The following is a 19,364-nucleotide window of genomic DNA, read 5'->3' as shown; positions in this document are numbered from 1 at the left end:
GTCCCACTGATTCAAGTGATGTGTAAAAAGCCATATGTGCTCGTATTCGTTCGATGGTTAGGATGATTGCATAGTGGAAAGGTGTTTTTGAAAATAAGGTGCAGCTTCAAGCATTTTAGCACCATACCAAAACATTTCCCCAGCTACGATCATTGGTTTCGTGTTAGGAAGCATCGATGCAAATTCACTTTTATGCTTATCCTGAAAAGGAAATGGTTCGGTTGACAGAAAGATATAATCAAGGGCAGCTTGTTCAAAATCTTTTTCTGTGATGACAGGATATCTTCCTTCATACGAAGTAAATGGGTTAATGAATCCCATTTTTTCTAAAAGTGAATGAATATATGTGTTTTTCCCAACAACCATGTATGGTTTTTTCCAGATAACGTAGGCAACACGTTTATTCATTATTTGGGGGATGGAGTCAAATTGTATTTGAATGCGTTGCAGGAGCTTTGCTGCTTCATTATCTCGATTCGTAAGTGCTCCAAGATCTGTTATCATGCGTAATGCACTTTCATAATTAGTCACCTCAAATACGTGAACAGGATAGTCTTTCTCTAATTGTTCGACCATCTCTTTTGTATTTTCTTCTTTTTCTGCAATAATGAGATCTGGTTGTAATGCATGAATTCGTTCGATTTTTAAATCTTTTGTTCCCCCAACAGGTGGGATTTTTTTTACCTTGCTTTTTGGATGAATGCAAAATCTAGTTCTGCCAATGATTTCATCATCTAGCTGTAAATAGTACATTGTATCTGTGATAGCAGGGCATAACGAAATAATTCGTTTCGGTGGATAACGATATGCTAGCGAACGACCTAGGTGATCAGTTGTTTTTTCCATGCAACGATATCTCCCTTCTCGTATTCTTATACTTAGTGTAGCGTATGTGAAAAAGACTGTCATATTGGAATGAACAACAATGACAAGATATTGTGAAATTTTATTCGGTGGGGCGCAAATAAATGAGTACCTTATGAATCGTGTATCTAGTAAAATAGATATATTAGCTTACTAGAACATAATGTTATCGATTATATATTTATTCTATTGGAAGGGGCGAATATAATGAAATTCTTTCACACTGCTGATTGGCACTTAGGAAAATTAGTACAAGGTGTATACATGACAGAGGATCAAGACGATATCCTTAAGCAATTTGTGCAAGCAATCGAGGAAGAAAAGCCAGATGCTGTTATAATTGCTGGCGATCTCTATGATCGGGCGGTTCCTCCAACAGAGGCAGTCTATTTATTAAATGATGTGTTCGATAAAATTGTGATGGACTTAAAAGTTCCTGTTCTTGCGATAGCAGGGAACCATGATAGTCCTAGTCGGGTTCATTTCGGTAGTAAGATAATGAAAAAAAATGGCTTGCATATTGCTGGACATATAACCGAAAATCCAGAGCCGATTAAACTGAGTGATGAAGCAGGGGAAGTACATTTCCATCTTGTACCATATACAGATCCAAGCATCGTTCGCAATGTATTAGAGGCTGAGTCTATTCGAACCCACAATGATGCTGCTGAAAAAATAATCGAACAAATACAAAAGAGGATGGATCCGAATGCTCGTCACGTTTTGGTTGGACATGCATTTGTTACACCATATGGTGAAGTGGAAGCAAATACAAGCGATTCCGAACGCCCTTTATCTATTGGCGGATCAGAATATGTTGATGCAAGGAATTTCACCCCTTTTCATTACACAGCACTTGGCCATTTACATCAAGCGCATTACGTAGGAAATGAGACAATTCGCTATGCAGGCTCTATCCTAAAGTATTCTATCTCAGAGGAACATCATAAAAAGGGCTATCTTGTAGTTGAAATGGATGCAAACGGAGAAGTAAAGGTAGAAAAGCGTCTATTAACGCCAAAAAGGGATATGCGTACGGTTGAAGGAGAAATAGAAGAACTGCTAAAACATCCTGTAAATGAAGACTATGTATTTATTAAACTAACCGATGAGGCACCAGTCCTTTCTCCGATGGAAAAAGTACGTTCCGTATATCCAAATGCCATGCATGTAGAACGTGCAAGCAGAAGGGAAATTGAAGGCGCGGCTTCCGGTGAGGATAAAATAGAACGAACAAGTTTGAGTGATATGGAGTTATTTCAAGCGTTTTACAAAGAAGTGAAAGGAATCGAGCCTTCAGAAGAAATACAAGGAATTTTCAAAGAGGTGCTAGAGGATTTATTAAAGGAAAATAATGAAACAATTTCTCAAGGTGAGAAGAAACCATACGCGATAAAAGGATGAAAGGAGGAAAAGAGAAGTGAGACCAATAAAATTAACGATGACCGCATTTGGACCTTATAAAAATACCGAGATAATTGATTTTAGAGATTTACAAGGAAATAGTCTATTTGTTATCTCTGGAAATACGGGTGCAGGAAAAACAACGATTTTTGATGGGATTTGCTTTGCACTTTATGGTGCGGCAAGTGGTCAAGATCGGGAAAATACGATGATGCTTCGAAGTGACTTTGCTTCCGATGAAGTACATACAGCTGTGGAGTTGGAATTTGAATTAAAGGGTCGTCGTTATAAAATATTACGTCAATTAGGGCATGTGAAAAAAGGAAATAAATCAAAAACTGGGGAAAAGTATGCGTTCTTCGAACTAAAGAATGGACGTGAAATTTCATGTGTAGACAGGCAAATCGTATCTGAAATCGATAAAAAGGTAGAAGCACTTATGGGGCTAACCCAGGATCAGTTTAAGCAAATTGTTATGCTGCCGCAAGGGGAATTTCGGAAGCTTCTAACCTCGCAAACCGAAAATAAAGAGGAGATTTTACGTAGGCTGTTTAAAACAGAGCCCTATAAACGAATTAGTGAACGTTTAAAGGAACGAAAAAGTAGTATGGAAGAAAAGTATCGTGAGGCGAAGCAAATGTTGGATACGTATGTGCAACATATTCAAGCGGTACTTCCTGAACGAGCAGATTCACCTTTGTTCCACTTGCTGCAGGAGGAGTATACGAATGTTCATCAAATTGTGCAGGCTTTGGAAACAGAATGTCTTTATTATGAGGCCAAGATAGAAACGGATAAAAAGCAGTATCGATCAGCATCCAATGCGCACGACGCGAAACAGAAAGCCTATACAGAAGCAGAATTTATTAATAAGCAATTTAATAATCTAGAACAAAAAGAACAATTGCTAACACGCTTAATGGAGCAAGGGAAAGAAATACAGGCGTTTGAACAGAAGTTAAAAAGTGCAGAACAAGCGAACGGACTTCAGTATTTTGAAAAACAAATCGATGAGTGGAAGCATGAAAAGCAGGGACGAGAAGAACAGTTACAAGCGGCAACTTCGAGCCATGCATCAGCAGAAAAAGCGCTACAACATGCACAGCAAGTCTATGTGCAGGAAGAAGGAAAAAAAGCAGAACGAGAAAAAACGGGCTTGCAGCTTAATCGTTTTTACGATTATTTACCAATTGTTAAGGATATCGCTACACAAAAGGAACAGCTTGTAAAAGTAAAAAAAGAAGAAACAGAGAAAAAAGAGACCTACGATAAAACGGAAGAAAAGGTTAAGCAAAAAAGAGAGGAACTCGAAAAATTACATCAACAAATTGAAAAGCTTAATCAAGGAATTGCTCAATTACCAGATAAACAAGAAGCGCTACATAAAATGCGCGAGCAAGTAAAGGTATTAATGGATTATTTAAAGCTTGTAAAGAAACAGAAGGGTTTTGAAAAGGATGTAAAAGAGAAAGAGGCTGACTTTTACAAACAAAAGACCGACTATGAAAAATTAGAGTCGGCCTGGTTAAATAATCAAGCTAGCCGCTTAGCAAGTCACCTACATGATGGAACCCCATGTCCTGTTTGTGGGAGCTTAGATCATCCTGCATTAGCTACTGAAAAAACAGCTCTCGTTGACGAGAATGAAATGGAATCAGCTAAGAAAAGCTTGGATGAAAAGGACAATGCCTATCGAACTGTTCAAGCAAACCTAAGTGTTAATGCGACTGCTTTAATGGAGAAGGAAAAGGAAGTAATTGCGCATTCATTTCAGCCTATAGATGCAGAAGGGATTCAAGAACAGCTTGTCTTAAAAGGGAAGAAGTTAAAAGAAGAAGTGGATGAGCTAGAAAAAGGCAAACAACAGCTAGTGGAATTAAAGTCTACACAAGAAAAAGCTCAAGCAGCATTAAAACAACTGGAAGCAGCAAAAGAAGAACAGCTCACTTTTTATCACCAGTTAACAAAAAAATATGAGACAGCGTATGCTGTTTATGAAGAACGCTTAAAACCGATTCCAGAAGAATATCAGAATCTGTCTATTTTACAGGAGCGGATTCGTGAAACAGAAATGAAACAAGCACAATTGGAAGTAGCTTGGACAAAAGCTCAGGAGCAATTAAACTATGCTAACAATGAGCTAACGAAAGCAAAAACGAATCTCTCGAATGCAGAAAAACAGCTTGAGGAGACAAAAATAAAGCATCGGCAAGTCGTTCTTCAATTCACGCAAGAAATTGAAAAATCCGGCTTTCCATCAGAGGAAGCGTATTTTGAGGCAAAGCTGGATGAGGCAACTCGCCAGCATTTAAAGGAACAGATTGAGATGTACAAGCAGCAGCTTGCAACAGTGAAGGAACAAGTTCAAGAGCTGCAAGCAGAGCTGAAGGATAAACAACGTGTAGATTTGTCTGCGTTAGAGCTGCAAGTAGAACAGCTGAAAAAGGCCTTTGAAACCGCCTTGAATCAATGGAATCAAAGTGAAGATCATTTACAAGAAGCAAAACGCTTAATAACAATGATCTGCGAAGCGGATGAAGCGGTAAATAAACAAGAAAAAGAATTGAGCCTTGTTATTGACTTATATGACATGATTCGAGGACAAAATTCACAGAAGGTATCCTTTGAAAGGTATTTACAAATTGAATATTTAGAGCAAATTGTTTCTGCCGCTAATCAACGATTAAAGGGTTTATCGAATGGACAATATGCTTTAACGCGAAGTGATCGTCAGGAGTCCCATGGTCGCCAAAGTGGTCTCGCGTTAGATGTTTATGATGGATATACTGGCCAAACAAGAGATGTGAAGACATTATCTGGTGGTGAGAAATTTAATGCCTCTCTTTGTTTAGCATTAGGGATGGCTGATGTTATTCAAAGCTTTCAAGGAAGTATTTCTATTGAAACGATGTTTATTGATGAAGGCTTTGGTACATTGGATGAGGAATCGTTAAATAAAGCAATCGATACATTAGTTGATTTGCAGCAGTCGGGACGTATGATTGGGGTTATTTCTCACGTACAAGAGTTAAAAACCATCTTCCCAGCTGTGTTAGAGGTGAAAAAATTAAAAGAAGGTGCAAGCGAAACGCGTTTTCTTGTTAAATAGTAAAGAAAGATCTGTGCAGGCATTACTCGTAGCACAGATCTTTTGATTCTTAATTCAGTAAATCCTTATACGCTTCTACATCATCAAAATCTGTTGATGAATAGGTTGGTGTATCATCAATGTTTATTAATTGGATTGGGTTTCCGTTATTAAGTTGATTTATTATTATTTCAAAGGCGTTTTTATTATTTAATGTGATTTCAAAATTTTGTTTATCGCTTTTTAATTTATAAACATTCGCTTGCTTTTGTTCATATGTTCCTCTATCAACCTCCCGATTATCAATATATTCAACAAAGCTGTTATCATCTGTTTGAATCGCAAATTGAACAATATATCCATCTTTATCAAAATCACTTTGGTAAGTGCCTTGTAAGATAGGTTGTATATTAGAGGAACATCCAACTATCAGGAAACTGATTATTAATAAAAGCATAATCGCAATTTTTTTCATTTATTCATCCCCTATTATTCAATCAGGTTTATATTGTGGATATGTTTTCCATTATAATACAAAATGTAAAAAGAGTCGATTAGAGTCCAAGTGTAAAGAGCTCGCCCTTTTCCATGCAAAACACCTCTACGTTGAGATATTGGTGTTCTATCCAATATTCAACGAAAGGTGTTTTTAATAACAACTCTTATTGGCTTATTTTCGTTTGCGTTTGTTCTTTTTGTTATCTAAATTTAGAAACTCACTGTCACTAGAAAATTCCACATCATGACCTAGCTGTTTGTTATGCTTGTTTTTATTATTTTGTTTGTTTTTATCCTTGTTGCGATTTTTGTTTTCTTCCGACAATCTCTTTCCCTCCTCGTTTTATAGTTAGCACTATTTTGCATGGTTGTGTAAAAAATTATTCATTGAATGCCACATGTTTCAACACAACTAGCGAACAATATGAAAAAAGGAGGGATGGTCAGTGAGTAAAGGAAAGAAGAAGAAAAACAAAAGTAAAGAAGAGTTGAATGCGATGAAAGATGATAAAAAATATCGGCAAAACCGTCCACCCAGATAAGTTGATGAAAAGGAGTCGAGTGATGTTCTCGATTCCTTTTTTAAAGCGCCCTATACCTCCAAAATCAAGGTTAGCGATAGAACATGGTATAATGGGATGAAGTGATGAAGATTAGCTGACAGGAAATTGGAAGTGAGAAAATGAAATTTAATTTAGATGCGGTACATCAATCAAAGAAACCGTTATATACAAAAATATATGATAAGCTTTATAAGCTCATTATGGATGGTACATTTCCTCCTGAAAGTAGACTTCCATCTGAGCCTGATTTAGCTAAGATGTTTGGTGTTAGTCGTATGACATTAAGGCAGGCGCTTGCTTTGCTACAGGATGATGGTCTAATTAAGAACATCCATGGTAAAGGTAATTTCATCATGAAAACGCATTGTAATCGTCAAGCCATTGGTCTCGAAAAGGTCGGTAATCCTGTCTATAAATGCTGTACAGAAGAAATTACTGCAATAGAATTGAACTTTAGAATTGAAATGGCGAGTGATTATGCGCTAGAAGTGTTGCAACGAGAGACTGCAGCTGTTGTATATTGTGATCGTTGGTATAAAAGTGGGAATAATGTAATTGGTTATGCGCTTTCTATGTTGCCAATTGAAGCTGTAACTGAGCTCCAAATTGACTTACAGGATAATACGCAATTAAAAAACATGCTCGAGCAAAAAATATATGACTATGCAAATTCATCGACGATAACGATAAAGCATTCTGTTGCAGGTAATTCAACTACACAAAAATATAATTTATTTAAAGGCGAACAATGTGATCTATTCATAGAGAGTGTATATATAAGTGATAAATATCCAGCGATGTATAGTAAATATTATATCCCGACAGTGTTTAGTCAAATTCAAATTAATGCCTCAAAGTAATCATAGATTTCGCTAAAACAATGTAGCTCTTAGCTAGATTGTTTTTTCATTGTCTAAATTCAAAGACTCTGTATATAGGATTTGTTATAAGGGAACGTTATGAAAGGGATATTTGTTTGAAATGATTTCGTTGCTATGCTACAATTTACTTGTACATATATACAACTTATTAGACAAGTATACAATATAAAATATGAGCGCAGCTAAAAGCATTATTCCATCGTTCTCAGAAGGTTGCAGTTCATATAAACAAAGGAGAAAACTAAATGAGCAAAGCTAACGTAAAAGAAACGCCGCACATTAAGCCACAAGGAGCAGAAATTGCTAAAACTATTTTATTGCCAGGTGATCCATTACGTGCCAAGTTTATTGCTGAAACCTTTTTAGAGGATATCGTTCAATTTAACGAAGTGCGAGGGATGCTTGGATATACTGGAACATACAAAGGTAAAAGGATTTCCGTAATGGGAACTGGAATGGGAACACCAAGTATGGCACTTTATTCATGGGAACTCATTCATGTTTTCGGTGTAAAAAACTTAATTCGTATTGGTTCCTGTGGGGCGATTCAAGATAATATGAACTTATATGACATTGTTTTAGCGATGGGAGCTTCTACTGATTCCGAGTATGTTCGTCAATTTCATTTACCAGGTCACTATGCTGCAATTGCTTCCTATGATTTGTTGGAAAAAGCAAAGCGCGCAGCGGATGAAAGAGACCTTCCTGTCCATGTTGGTAATGTCCTTTCGAGTGATGTATTTTATAATGCGGATGAAACAGCATTAAAAAAATGGAGTGAGATGGGAATTCTTTGCGCAGAAATGGAGACAACCGGTCTTTATCTAAATGCTGCTTATGCCGGAGTAAATGCACTTACAATCATGACAGTAAGTGACCATATTTTTCGTCACGAACAAACGACTCCAGAAGAACGGCAAACGGCATTTACAAATATGATGGAAATAGCGCTCGAGATTGGCTAAAAAATAATATTAATCGTACGCCTAGGGTTAATTACCTTAGGCGTTTTTACATGGGCATTTTCACTATGTGTTAAACTTAGTATAATAGATTCATAGGATGGCTTTAGGGCGTGCTGGGGGGACAGAAATGAATAATCAGAATGCAGAACGATTTTTAATCGCTTTTAATCGAATCGAAAAGGCATTGAAAGCGTGGATGATTCATAAAAAAGATTTAGGGTTTACACGCAGTGTGAAAATTTTAAGTAAATCAAATGCGGTAATTAATCGATACCAAGAAGATTTATTGGAATATGCTGCTTTGCGAAATGCGATTGTTCATAATAGGCTCGATATGACGTATGTAATTGCTGAGCCGCATTTGTCTGTTGTGGAGCGAATAGAACGAATTGAAAAGGAAATAACAGAACCAAAGCGCGTTTATCCGATGTTTGCACGGAAAGTAACTATATTTCATGAAGATGATAAGCTATCCGCATTGCTCCAAGTTATTAAAACGAAGGATATTTCCAAGTTTCCTATCTACAGTGGAAAGGATCTAATAGGCTTGCTTTCTGAAAAGGGAATTACCCAATGGATGGCAAAAAACGCGAAAGATAACCAGTTACCTTCGATTTTAACTTGTTTAAGAGAAGTGTTATCGTGCCAAAAAAATAATAACTATCGTTTTATTACGAAGGATACGACGATTTACGAGGCTCAGGATATTTTTAAAAATCAAATTGGACAAGGCAATCGCTTAGATGTGTTGCTCATTACAGATGATGGCAAGCCATCTAAAAACTTGAAAGGCATTATTACACCGCGAGATATTATTGATATCCCATAAAAGAGCCATCTTGGAAAAGAGACTCATTTTTTGTGAAACAAACAGCCCAACGATCGCAGCAACTTGCTTTGTTCGTTGGACTGTTCTTTTTTATCTGAATCAAACTTAGCTTGTGGTGTTATTGTTCTGATTCTGAATTTGAAGCAGCTGCAGTTACTGCTCCATCTCGCAGTGCAATCCAAAATGCAAGCACAATGGAAATAATTAAGATGATAAACGGAGCAACAAAGATAAGAAAACTTTCCATGCTTTTCACCTCACCAATTAATAATGATCAGAGCTACCACTTACATAATCCTTATTAAATAGAAAGAGACGTAGCAATAAATATAAGGATGGAATAAGTAGTAACAGTCCTGCGATAAACGCCACAACTAGCGAAATAGCCATTGCCTCATTTGTAAAGCTATCATAAATCGTTAAGTACGGATAAAGGAGATATGGATAATGCGAAATTCCATACCCGTAAAATGCAAAGGCAAACTGTCCTACGAGCAGCCCGAATGCAAGTCCATACTTTTTGCGCCGCCAAATAAGCCATACTGTTCCTAAAAAGAAAATAGCGGAAATACCAAACATCCACCAAAGGTCTAATATCCGTTCATAGTGAGCGGGGTTGTGGAAGCGGAGTTCGTAAATAATACCACCGGCTGTAATGATCGTTGGAAATGCCCATATTAACGCATATCTTCGCAGCAAATTTGTCGCTTCAATATCTTTGGCTTTGTTGGCATACCACGTTAGAAAAACTGCTGAAATATAGAGAACGGCAGCTAAACTTAGAACAACAATGCTCCACGTTAAGGGACTTGTAAAAAGTGCCCAATAATCTAAATCAGGATTTCCGTTGACAATGGATACAAAGCCACCTTCGGAAATGGTTAAAACAATAGACAATGCTGCCGGAAGAAAAAGGCCGGATACACCATACATAAATGCGTAGCCTTTGTGTTCTCGAGATCCATACGTTTCAAATGCATAGTATGAACCGCGAATTCCTAATAGAACAATGGCGATACTCGCAGGAACGAGTAGAACGGTACCATAGTAGAAGGCGGTTTTTGGAAAGAAACCGACAACCCCTACGAAAAAGAAAACTAGAAAGACATTCGTCACTTCCCATACAGGAGACAAGTACCGTTGAATAATTTTCGTTAGAATATGTTGTTTATTCACAAATTCACTGTATGCATTGAAAAATCCCGCACCAAAGTCTATCGATGCAACAATGACATATCCGAATAAAAATGTCCAAAGCACGAGAATCCCGATAATTTCTAAGTTAATGGTCATGTGTGCGCAGCTCCTTTCCGTTCCTCTAATTCGCGTTCAACTGGATTCTTTCGAAACATCCGCGATAAAACAACAACGGAGCCAATCCCGAGGATTAAATAGAGACCGCAAAAGAGAAGGAGCATTATATCTACATGTTCACTCGTTGTAGCTGCTTCTGCTGTTTTCATTAGTCCACGTAAAATCCATGGCTGTCTGCCAACCTCTGCTAACCACCAGCCGGTTTCAATCGCAATCATCGATAATGGTCCACCAGCGACGATTAACCAACGGAAGGCTCGGGTTTGAATAAAGGGCCAGCGACGTCGAATACCAAGCCAATACATAAAGGAAACGACAATCATGAGCATTCCGATTCCTACCATGATATTAAATAAGTAGTGTATATATAGAGGAGGAATCTCATCTTTTGGGAACTGATCAAGACCGATTACCTCGGCTGAAGGCCATCCATGTGCAAGCATACTGAGCGCATATGGGATTTCAATTGCATATTTCACATTTTCTTCTTCATCTAACCAGCCTAAAAGGATTAATGGTGCATAATCCTCTGTTTCAAAATGCCACTCTGCTGCTGCTAATTTTTCTGGCTGATAGGAAGCTAAATATTTTCCAGAGAGATCGCCAATTAATAGCGTTGCAATCGAAAAGACAAAGCCAATCTTCATCATGAGATAAAGTGCTTTTTTATGATAAATATGTGTTGATCCTCTGAGTAAACGAAACGCTGCGATGGCTGCAAGTATAAATGCGGATGTCATATAAGCTGTCACTACTACATGCGCTACCTTTGTCGGCATCGCAGGATTGAACATGGCGACAAGCGGATTGACATTAACTAGTTCTCCATTTACTACATCAAACCCTTGTGGTGCGTTCATAAAAGCATTCACCATTGTAATAAATACTGCTGAAAAAGAAGCACCAATCGCAACGGGTATCAGTAAAAGTAAATGCTTTCGCTGATCTTTAAAGCGATCCCATGTATACAGGTAAATTCCAAGGAAAATTGCTTCAAAGAAAAACGCAAAGGTTTCCATGAATAAAGGCAATGCGATAACATTTCCTGCTAATTCCATAAAATTTGGCCAGAGTAATGATAATTGCAATCCAATCGCTGTTCCAGTAACAACCCCTACAGCTACTGTGATGACGAACCCGCGTGTCCAACGTCTAGCGAGTAAAATATAATGTTCATCATTTTTTTTAATTCCAACCCAGTGGGCGATCATAATCATTAATGGGACACCAACACCTAGTGTGGCGTAAATAATATGGAACGAAAGTGTAAGCTCTGTGAGAACTCTACTAGCGTAAACGGCGTTATCATTAATCAATGTTCATCCTCCTCATCCACTGAATAATCGTCCAACAATTGATAGAAGCATAATGGCTGCCACTATAAAGGCGAGCCATATGAGCTTTCGTTCATGATTTTTGTACATTTTATTCGCTCCTTTATACAGGTAGTGTACCCAAAATATGAGATTTGAAAGCGTACCTTTTCATTTTTTGGTTTAGCTTTGGAATGGAAATGAGGCTTCATTTTCTAAAAAAGAGTAATTGTATAAAAAAAGTATCGTAGTTTGAAAATGGGATCGCTTTCACCACAGGCATAAGCGCGACATCTACTCAAAATGACTTCGCAGTGTCTTCTTTTCTGTGGCACAGCCTCAACTAACACGGAAAAGAAAATGCTCTTTTTCCGTGTGGATTTTTCGACGTACAGGACGTATTAGCGCAGCCGTTGCAACAGGACATGACGGTTATAGTTTGCGTTCCCTGTTGCTTCCCGCTGGATAAGAAACGCTTCGGCAGTGACACACCGCACGCAGAAAAAGCGCTTTCCTTTTTCAAGGAGTCTCACCCACTTCAACTACTCGATGTTTTTATCTAATAAAACGTAAATTCTAGTCGTCCATATTTCGTCCGAATTTTTTGGGGGAAGTTTTTTTGTTTCAGTGCATTTTATCGCTCTGTTCTGAATTCTGAATAGGGATAGAGGTGTATATGCAAGTCTTAAATATAGAAGAAACATCTATCTTAATGATGTTCTTCACGGAGGGAATAAAGATGAATCGCGTAATTGTCATGGAGTTCATCCTTATCGTCGTTGTAGGAATAGGAATTTGGATGAGTCGAACGAAGATATCACATTTATTTTTGCTGTGCGTTTGGAACTGTGTACAGTCTTTTATTTCCAGACCTGCAGAAACGAGTGTGATTGGTAGAGATTAAAATTCTAATTTAGAAATAGAAGCAAGTTTTGCTATAATGAAGGGGAATATGAATAATTGTATGTATGTAAAGGTAATAAATGAAGTTGATGAATAAATATCATTTGCAATTTGTGAGTAGCAAATGATTTTTCTTTTTGAATGCAATCAAATGAATGATTAAAGTAAATATTGAATGGAGGATAAAGTGTGAGTAAAAAACGATGGATAGCATTAGGGATAGCGATTGGACTATTGTTTTTGTCAATTTTTTCGCAAATAACAGCAACAGTAGCAACGACTGATTTTAAAACGATGTTTCGTTCCTTTGTGACGGATTATGAAGAGCGGGTAGTTGAAGAAGGAAGCGGATTTGGAAAAATTGCCATCCTTCATTTAGAAGGCATTATCCAAAGTAGTGGAGCGGGTGGGATTGTAACGACAAATACATATAATCATAAGCGCTTTGTTGACATGCTTGATCAAGCAGCAGATGATCCCAATGTCGAAGGGATAATTTTACGTGTGAACACGCCTGGTGGTGGAGTTGTCGAAAGTGCAGAAATTCATGAAAAAGTGGTTGAAATTCAAGCAGAGAATGAAAAGCCTGTCTATGTTTCAATGGGAAATACAGCCGCATCAGGTGGGTACTACATTGCTGCGCCTGCTGAAAAAATTATTGCCCATCCAGCAACGCTCACTGGTTCAATTGGCGTTATTATGGAGTCGCTCAACTATGCAGAGCTAGCAAAAAAACTCGGTATTGATGTGAATACGATAAAAAGCGGTGAATATAAGGATATTATGTCTTCTTCTCGGCCAATGACAGAAGAGGAACGGGCTATTTTACAAGCAATGATTGATGAACTTTATGATGAATTTGTCCAAGTGATTGTGGATGGACGTGAAATGCCAGAGGAAAAGGTACGAAAGCTTGGAGATGGCCGTGTTTATACAGGAACACAAGCGCAAGAAAATGGACTTGTTGATGAATTAGGTACGTTAGATGATACGATTGCATTGATGAAGGCGGATCATAACCTTGGGGATGCAACTGTTGTGGAATATAGTGATGGCTTAGGAATTAATCAATTTATTAGTGGTAGCCTGCAGCAATTTTTTGATTCAAAGCTTGATGCAGCTAGTTTTGAAGACCTGCTTCGAAGAGCAAATACACCAAGTGCGATGTATTTATATACGAAATAAGACTTCTGAGGCTATAGCAGTAGAAAAAGGATATAAGGCTCCAATTTAATAGGAACATCTCATGGCCTGAACATATTATGTTAGGAGGGATTCGGATGAAGGAAGAAATAAATGCTACTTATGAAATAGAGGATACTCTACCAGTTCATCTTCGTTACGCAGGTTTTTGGATGCGCTTTTGGGCATATATGGCGGATTTGATTATCGTATTTAGTATAACCGGAATAGTGCTTCTTCCATTGCATTTTATCGGTACGGGAGGCAGTCCGATCTCTATCGGATATTGGACAGTAAATGGCATCATAAGCATCGGTGTACTTTATTTATATTTTTTGCTCATGACGAAGTATTTTAGCCAAACATTAGGTAAAATGATTTTTGGCATAAAGGTAATTCGAAAGGATTTAGAGCCACTTACATGGAGTGACTTGATTTTTCGTGAAATTATTGGCAGATTTTTTTATCGTGTTTTTACCATTGCTGGATTGTTATATATCGTTGTTGCCTTTGATGATCGAAAAAGAGGAATTCACGATATGATAGGAGATACGAGTGTAATTCATGAGCGATAAGAATAAGTAAAATTAAACTGGAGGGATATGGATGAAAGAAATATCAACATCAGAACTTGCAGAAAGACTAAAAACTGGCGCTAACCTGAGCATTATAGATGTTCGCGAGGATGATGAAGTGGCCCAAGGGAAAGTTCCAGGTGCCTACCATATACGTCTAAGTGAAATACCGGAGAGGCTTGATGAAATAGATAAGCAGACTGTCCATTATCTCGTTTGCCGTTCTGGTGGAAGAAGTGGGCGTGCATGTGAATTTTTGCAGGCTAATGGTTATCAGGTGATAAATGTAAAAGGTGGCATGCTAGCTTGGGATGAAGCAGTCGAAAAAACAGATTAGATTAAATTTTAGAATGAAGGACGTCAGAGGGTGAGAACAATTTTCTCACCTCTGGCGTTTCTTTATGTTTGGATGCAAGTGATCTTTAGTGGTTTATGGATTTGGATAAAGCATGGAGCAATATTCCATACTAATAGCAGGAGGTGTGATTATGAGTGAAAAGAAAAACAATTGGAGTAAAAAACGACCGATATCTAGCTTGAATCCACAGGGATATACAGAGGATGAGGCAGAACAGCAACCAAGATCACAACTAGAGCAAAGAGCGAAAAAGAAAAACACTAAAATATAGATTAGCGGAGCGCTTGAATATTAGCTTCAATGAAAATCCATTAGCCAAATAGAAATTAAACGATACAGGACAAAAGAATGACATATATGCATGAATATTGTGACAAATTCGGGATAATTGACTCATTTTCGTAATGTGGCAGGTTTTTCCATTGATTTTTACAGCAGAAAATAGTAGTATAAAGCTACAGGCTACGATGTACGTATTTTCTTAAGTTTTAACCTCTAATTAGTGAATAGGGAGTTTTAAATTAAAGCTCTAATGCCGTGCCGTTATTGTGCGGAAGGCAGGAAAGCTTTTGCGAACACCCACTTTGTAGAAGTGGTGGTTTAAAACTTTTTATTGCAAAATACGGCAATTGTGGCTCTTTATAAAAATTATGGTTTAAGGCTAGCTCTTTTTAGGGCTAGTCTTTTTGTTGTACATATCTATGTATAATGTTTTCCTATCAGGAGGTATTGCTTATTTGTATTCGTTTTCCCCTCTTTAATAAGGTATCATCAAAGTAGAAGTGAATAGGGGGGATTGGATGATGTTTCAATATGAAGGACTGGATCATGTTCAATTGGCAGCACCGAAGAATTATGAAGCTAGAGCACGAGCATTTTATCAAGATGTTTTAGGTTTTGTTGAAAAAGAAAAACCGGTGCCATTAAAAGCACGTGGCGGTGTTTGGTTCCAGGCAGGTATAGTACAAATCCATATTGGTGTAGAAGAAGGCTTTATTCCTGCTCGAAAAGCACATCCAGCAATACGCGTACGTTATATTGATCGCTTGAAGGAGCGACTAGACAATAATCATATAGTGTACATAGAAGATGAACATCTACCTGGAGCAAATCGGTTTTATACCGAGGACCCTTTCGGCAATAGACTTGAATTTATTGAGTGGGAAAATAAAAATGGATAAAAGAAACAACGGATCATTTGTTTTTTTATAAGAGAAAAATAACTTTCGCAAAACGCGTATTCTCTGGTATGGTTATCTTATAAAGTTGGCAAAAAAGGGGGAATGCGAATTGAATCAGAGTGCACAGATACATATTGAAAAAACAAATCGATTATTAATTATTGCTGTTTTACTACCGGGTGCATTTTTAGCGATTTTAAATCAAACATTGCTTGCGACAGCAATTCCACATGTCATGGCTGATCTACAAATTACGGAAAATACAGCACAATGGGTTATGACGATATTCATGCTAGTGAACGGCATTATGATCCCGATCACCGCATTTTTAACAGAGACCTTCACAACCCGAAGGCTGTTTTTGTTTGCAATGACGACTTTTGCTGTTGGAACGATGATCTGCGCTATTTCTCCTAATTTTGCTATATTAATGGTCGGTCGAATTATTCAGGCTGCAGGAGCAGGGATTATGATGCCGCTCATGATGACCGTGTTTCTATTAATTTTTCCTATTGAAAAAAGAGGTGTCGCAATGGGAACAGTGGGCCTTGTCATTTCCTTTGCTCCTGCGTTGGGGCCTGCGATATCTGGTTGGTTATTAGAAAGCTATCCATGGCGTTCGTTATTTTATGTTGTCCTTCCATTTGCAATTATCGATATCATTATTGCTTACTTTTTTATGAAAAACGTGACGAAACGAACGTTTCCAAAGGTTGATATCCAATCGATTATGTTATCAACCGTTGGATTTGGTGGGTTATTGTATGGGTTTAGTGCGGCTGGAAATGTTGGCTGGTCGAGTATGATTGTGATTAGCTCCATTATTATTGGTATTGTTGCATTAACTGTTTTTATTAGAAGGCAATTTAAATTAGAACAGCCAATATTAGAATTTCGGGTGTTTGCGAACAAGATTTTTACGATAACAACGATCATAGGTATGATTGCATTCACAAGCTTGATCGCCGCTGAAGCACTACTTCCAATCTACATGCAAAATATGGCGGGGTATACGGCATTGGATTCAGGGTTAGTTATTTTACCGGGAGCTTTACTCATGGGGCTCATGTCACCAATCAATGGTCGAATATTTGACAAGATTGGGGCACGTTGGCTTGTCATAACGGGATCGACTATTTTAGCGATTACAACATTTCTATATACACGTTTAACTGTGGATACGTCTATAGCATACTTGACAATTGTGTTTGCCATTCGTATGTTTGGGATTTCCATGATTATGATGCCGTCCACTACTGCAGGCTTAAATCAGCTTTCTAATCGTCTAATTCCACATGGGTCAGCAATGAATAATACGATGCGACAAGTTGCAGCATCTATTGGTACTGCAGTTCTTATTACGGTTATGACGCAATCTGCTCAGGGTAGCAATGCCTCGATTCCACAAATGATTCAAGGTGTAAATACGGCCTTCTATGTCGTAACCTTCCTTTCATTAATAGCACTTATTTTAGCGTTCTTCATTAAAGGAAATAAACCTTATACAGAGCGATAAATTACTGGAAATCAGGGTATGTATGATGAGGTCATCAGTGGTTGTATTTGCGATTTGATTAATAATGGAAACAATTTTGAAAGGTGTTTAAGCAGAGGCTTACGCCTTTTTTTATATTATTTATTAGTACCAGATAATATAATCTTGTGTTAATATAAGGTTATAAAAGCAGAAAGAAGGGAACATCATGTATTATTTTGCAACGTATGCACTAAAGTTTTTATTAAGCCTATTTGGAAGGATAAAAATATATGATAAGTCGAATTTGCCAAAGCGAGAAGGTTATATTATTGCGTGCACACATACAGGATGGGTAGATATATTATGGCTTGGTGTGGCGGTACTCCCAACTAAAATTCACTATATGGCCAAAAAGGAGCTGTTTCAAACGGCTTTTACAAAGACTTTAATGAAGCAATTACACGCATTTCCAGTTGATCGAGCTAATCCTGGTCCGAGTACGATAAAAATACCACGAAAGCTCTTAGCAGAAGGAAAGGTTGTCGGAATTTTTCCAAGTGGAACGCGAACAACGGAAAATGTACCATTAAAAAAAGGGGCAGTAACTATTGCGAGCTCTGCAAATGCGCCAATCGTTCCAGCTGCTTATAAGGGTCCAACAAATTTTAAAGATTTATTTCAACGAAAAAAGCCACGGATTATTTTTGGCACACCGATTGCTCCTAATAATGCACTTAGCAAAAAAGAAAGTATTGAAGCGATGATGAAAGAGCTGGAAGCCCAATTTAATGCATTACAAATGAAAATAGCTGATAAATAATCGTCTTACAAGCATTGAGAATAACAACGCATGACTTTGGCAAATTCTCGACGAATAATCGTCCAAATCATGACAACTAATAGAAACTTAGATTAATCTGCTTTCTTACTTGGAAGTTTGTGGTAAAGTTAAAGTGTAGAAACGTTACAGGTAGGGAGGAATGAGGATGTTTAAGAAAAAGTGGTTTTGGATTTCTATTATAATTGTTGTATTTGCGATTACAGCGTGTTCGAACGATGATTCACCAGGGGATAATGGCGCCGCAAAAAACGATGCAACAGAAAAAACCGGTGAGGTTGTGTATAATCCCCCTTCCCTGGATGACCTTGATCCTAATGATCCAATGACGGAGTATGTTCAGTATGGTCAAGAGGTTTTTAATGAAACGAATACTGTTTTAGCAGAAGAAGTTGGCAATGAATTATCCTGCCAAAGCTGTCATGCGGATGGTGGACTATCTCAATCATCGTCAATGGTAGGTGTAACAACACAATTTCCGCAATATCGTCCACGTGAAGGAACGGTATTTACGATTGAAGATCGTATTAATGGTTGTATGTCTCGGAGTATGAATGGAAAGCCTATTCCTTTAGACAGTAAAGAGATGAAGGCGATGGTCGCGTATTTGACGCATATTAGTAAAGGGATTGAAACGGGCGAAGATATTCCTTGGCGAATGAAAAACACGATGAAAGAAATTCCTGAGCCAAATGTAACACGTGGTGAAGAGTTATATGAGGAGAAGAATTGCTTAGCTTGTCATGCTACGGACGGATCTGGCACAGGTACAAATACGGGTCCAGCGCTTTGGGGAGAAAACTCCTTTAATGATGGTGCAGGGATGAGTAGGCTATCGAAAATGGCAGGCTATATAAAAAATAATATGCCACCTAATGGAGAAGAAATGAGTGATCAGGAAGCTGCCGACTTGGCGGCATACCTTCTTTCACATGAACGGCCAGAATGGAAAGGGCATGATAGGGATTGGCCGAAGGGTGGACGTCCAACTGACATTATTACAAAGGACCGAAGAGAAAAAATTCGTGAGGGTACATTCGATTGGTCTGAAATAGAAAATGTCATTCCAGCAAAGTAAATGCTTAGGGGAGTATATCAACTTGGTATACTCTCTTTCCGATTTTTGAAGGA

The 19,364-nt window shown here is 37.9% G+C and carries 20 protein-coding genes and 1 other RNA gene; 15 read left to right on the top strand and 6 right to left on the bottom strand.

What is annotated here, in order from left to right; translation table 11 throughout:
• Window positions 1-57 precede the first annotated feature (57 nt).
• Window positions 58-846, bottom strand: a complete 789-nt coding sequence (locus tag QBK89_RS03275) for an ABC transporter substrate-binding protein (RefSeq protein WP_284139577.1) — start codon at window positions 844-846, stop codon at window positions 58-60.
• A gap of 225 nt (window positions 847-1,071) precedes the next feature.
• On the opposite strand from QBK89_RS03275, the gene QBK89_RS03270 reads away from it, so the two are divergent.
• Window positions 1,072-2,268: an exonuclease SbcCD subunit D gene (locus tag QBK89_RS03270; RefSeq protein WP_284139576.1), complete on the top strand. Its 1,197-nt coding sequence runs from the start codon at window positions 1,072-1,074 to the stop codon at window positions 2,266-2,268.
• Between the two features lie 16 nt (window positions 2,269-2,284).
• A complete protein-coding gene (locus tag QBK89_RS03265; protein WP_284139575.1) occupies window positions 2,285-5,377 on the top strand; it encodes an AAA family ATPase in 3,093 nt (1,030 codons plus the stop codon).
• 49 nt (window positions 5,378-5,426) lie between these two features.
• On the opposite strand, the gene QBK89_RS03260 is transcribed toward QBK89_RS03265, so the two are convergent.
• Together QBK89_RS03260 and QBK89_RS03255 are read right to left on the bottom strand one after the other, a co-directional pair.
• Window positions 5,427-5,831, bottom strand: coding sequence for a hypothetical protein (locus tag QBK89_RS03260; protein ID WP_284139574.1), 405 nt, complete (start codon window positions 5,829-5,831; stop codon window positions 5,427-5,429).
• 195 nt (window positions 5,832-6,026) lie between these two features.
• On the bottom strand, window positions 6,027-6,179 hold the full coding sequence (locus tag QBK89_RS03255; protein WP_284139573.1) for a hypothetical protein: 153 nt from the start codon (window positions 6,177-6,179) through the stop codon (window positions 6,027-6,029).
• A gap of 357 nt (window positions 6,180-6,536) precedes the next feature.
• Between QBK89_RS03255 and QBK89_RS03250 the strand changes: the two genes are divergently transcribed.
• The 3 genes from QBK89_RS03250 to QBK89_RS03240 all read left to right on the top strand — a co-directional run bounded on the left by QBK89_RS03250 (window position 6,537) and on the right by QBK89_RS03240 (window position 9,092).
• Window positions 6,537-7,277, top strand: coding sequence for a GntR family transcriptional regulator (locus QBK89_RS03250; protein ID WP_284139572.1), 741 nt, complete (start codon window positions 6,537-6,539; stop codon window positions 7,275-7,277).
• A gap of 266 nt (window positions 7,278-7,543) precedes the next feature.
• Window positions 7,544-8,263: a purine-nucleoside phosphorylase gene (gene deoD, locus QBK89_RS03245; protein WP_284139571.1), complete on the top strand. Its 720-nt coding sequence runs from the start codon at window positions 7,544-7,546 to the stop codon at window positions 8,261-8,263.
• 127 nt (window positions 8,264-8,390) lie between these two features.
• Complete coding sequence (locus QBK89_RS03240; RefSeq protein ID WP_284139570.1) at window positions 8,391-9,092, top strand: CBS domain-containing protein; 702 nt, start codon at window positions 8,391-8,393, stop codon at window positions 9,090-9,092.
• Between the two features lie 118 nt (window positions 9,093-9,210).
• Here the strand turns inward: QBK89_RS03240 and cydS are convergent, their stop codons facing one another.
• From cydS to QBK89_RS03225, 3 genes are read right to left on the bottom strand one after another with little or no spacing between them, the layout of a single operon-like run.
• Complete coding sequence (cydS, locus tag QBK89_RS03235; protein ID WP_284139569.1) at window positions 9,211-9,339, bottom strand: cytochrome bd oxidase small subunit CydS family protein; 129 nt, start codon at window positions 9,337-9,339, stop codon at window positions 9,211-9,213.
• Between the two features lie 17 nt (window positions 9,340-9,356).
• Entirely contained in the window at window positions 9,357-10,379 is a 1,023-nt protein-coding gene (locus QBK89_RS03230; protein WP_284139648.1) for a cytochrome d ubiquinol oxidase subunit II, read from the bottom strand.
• Window positions 10,380-10,381: 2 nt separating this feature from the next.
• Window positions 10,382-11,722 (bottom strand): cytochrome ubiquinol oxidase subunit I, encoded by a 1,341-nt coding sequence (locus QBK89_RS03225; protein ID WP_284139568.1) that lies wholly within the window; start codon window positions 11,720-11,722, stop codon window positions 10,382-10,384.
• Window positions 11,723-12,458: 736 nt separating this feature from the next.
• Here QBK89_RS03225 and QBK89_RS03220 point away from each other — a divergent pair.
• From QBK89_RS03220 to QBK89_RS03175, 10 genes are all read left to right on the top strand, one after another.
• Complete coding sequence (locus QBK89_RS03220) at window positions 12,459-12,623, top strand: hypothetical protein (RefSeq protein ID WP_284139567.1); 165 nt, start codon at window positions 12,459-12,461, stop codon at window positions 12,621-12,623.
• 188 nt (window positions 12,624-12,811) lie between these two features.
• The gene (gene sppA, locus QBK89_RS03215) at window positions 12,812-13,807 is read left to right on the top strand and encodes a signal peptide peptidase SppA (RefSeq protein ID WP_284139566.1); all 996 of its coding nucleotides are present in this window, start codon (window positions 12,812-12,814) and stop codon (window positions 13,805-13,807) included.
• Window positions 13,808-13,902: 95 nt separating this feature from the next.
• Window positions 13,903-14,379, top strand: coding sequence for an RDD family protein (locus tag QBK89_RS03210; protein WP_284139565.1), 477 nt, complete (start codon window positions 13,903-13,905; stop codon window positions 14,377-14,379).
• 31 nt (window positions 14,380-14,410) lie between these two features.
• A complete protein-coding gene (locus QBK89_RS03205; protein WP_284139564.1) occupies window positions 14,411-14,716 on the top strand; it encodes a rhodanese-like domain-containing protein in 306 nt (101 codons plus the stop codon).
• A 151-nt stretch (window positions 14,717-14,867) separates the two neighbouring features.
• Window positions 14,868-15,008: a small, acid-soluble spore protein L gene (sspL, locus tag QBK89_RS03200; protein ID WP_284139563.1), complete on the top strand. Its 141-nt coding sequence runs from the start codon at window positions 14,868-14,870 to the stop codon at window positions 15,006-15,008.
• A 185-nt stretch (window positions 15,009-15,193) separates the two neighbouring features.
• A non-coding RNA gene (gene ssrS, locus QBK89_RS03195) (6S RNA) lies at window positions 15,194-15,379 on the top strand.
• A gap of 158 nt (window positions 15,380-15,537) precedes the next feature.
• Complete coding sequence (locus tag QBK89_RS03190) at window positions 15,538-15,918, top strand: VOC family protein (protein ID WP_284139562.1); 381 nt, start codon at window positions 15,538-15,540, stop codon at window positions 15,916-15,918.
• A 109-nt stretch (window positions 15,919-16,027) separates the two neighbouring features.
• Window positions 16,028-17,434, top strand: coding sequence for an MDR family MFS transporter (locus tag QBK89_RS03185; protein WP_284139561.1), 1,407 nt, complete (start codon window positions 16,028-16,030; stop codon window positions 17,432-17,434).
• Between the two features lie 187 nt (window positions 17,435-17,621).
• Window positions 17,622-18,215 (top strand): lysophospholipid acyltransferase family protein, encoded by a 594-nt coding sequence (locus QBK89_RS03180; RefSeq protein WP_284139560.1) that lies wholly within the window; start codon window positions 17,622-17,624, stop codon window positions 18,213-18,215.
• 166 nt (window positions 18,216-18,381) lie between these two features.
• Window positions 18,382-19,311: a c-type cytochrome gene (locus QBK89_RS03175; RefSeq protein ID WP_284139559.1), complete on the top strand. Its 930-nt coding sequence runs from the start codon at window positions 18,382-18,384 to the stop codon at window positions 19,309-19,311.
• Window positions 19,312-19,364 lie beyond the last annotated feature (53 nt).

Origin of the sequence: Virgibacillus sp. LDC-1, assembly GCF_030137545.1 — a bacterium.
Taxonomy (GTDB): domain Bacteria; phylum Bacillota; class Bacilli; order Bacillales; family Amphibacillaceae; genus LDC-1.
This window is presented reverse-complemented; position numbering and strand designations above follow the sequence as displayed.